This is a genomic window from Nocardiopsis oceani (assembly GCF_054777395.1).
This window is the reverse complement of the sequence record NZ_BAAHAR010000060.1, coordinates 39,442-40,136: the sequence shown is the minus strand read 5'-3', so window position 1 is coordinate 40,136 and position 695 is coordinate 39,442. Positions and strand designations below refer to the sequence as shown.

Here is a 695-nt window from a genome sequence, read left to right as displayed (position 1 = left end):
AGGCTGATCACATCGTGGAGTTCTGGCAGGGCGGCACCACCAGCGCCACCAATATCCAGCCGCTGTGCGCGACCCATAACCAGATCAAGCACCGGTGGTCGGTACGCCAGGACCGCCGCATGTGGTCCGGGCGCAACCGGGGCCGCACCGGAAACCAGGAGGGGGACCCGGATGGGGATCCAGCCCCACACCCGAACCCGTAACCAGCCACCCCTCATCACCCCAAGCCCCCCGCTTCCGCTGGGTCTCTACCCCCGCATGGACAGGACCCGACCCGACCCCGACCCTCCCGGCCCCAGGCACCAGCCCCCACTCGCCGGCCGAGGTTCGCCACACACCATGACCAGCCGCGACACCCCCAGGCGTCAACGCTCCGGCGCAGGGGCAGGAATCGGCCCCCAGGCCGACCGGGGTTCGCCGCACACATTGACCGGCCGCGACACCCGACCCGTTGCGCTCCGGCGGAGTGGCGATTGACGGCCGCCAGGCCGTGCCGTTGGGGTCCGGCCGAAGGCCGGGGTGTTCGCCTCCCCGACCACACGTCCCCCGTTTCCTGCTAGCCGCCAACCCGCCGTCGTAGCGAAGCGGGTCAAGGTGGAGCGCCAATGATGCGCGAAGCGCTCGATGGCGACGACCTTGACGCGCGCAGCGGAGACGGCCACCATCAAGCGGCAGGAAACGGGGAAACCTGCACT

1 protein-coding gene is annotated in these 695 nt (G+C 70.4%); it reads left to right on the top strand.

Annotated features, from left to right (window positions below):
* Window positions 1–203, top strand: a 203-nt coding sequence (locus tag ACYVDG_RS29030; protein ID WP_460761416.1) for an HNH endonuclease signature motif containing protein, incomplete at its 5' end; no start/stop codon positions are given.
* Window positions 204–695: the final 492 nt, after the last annotated feature.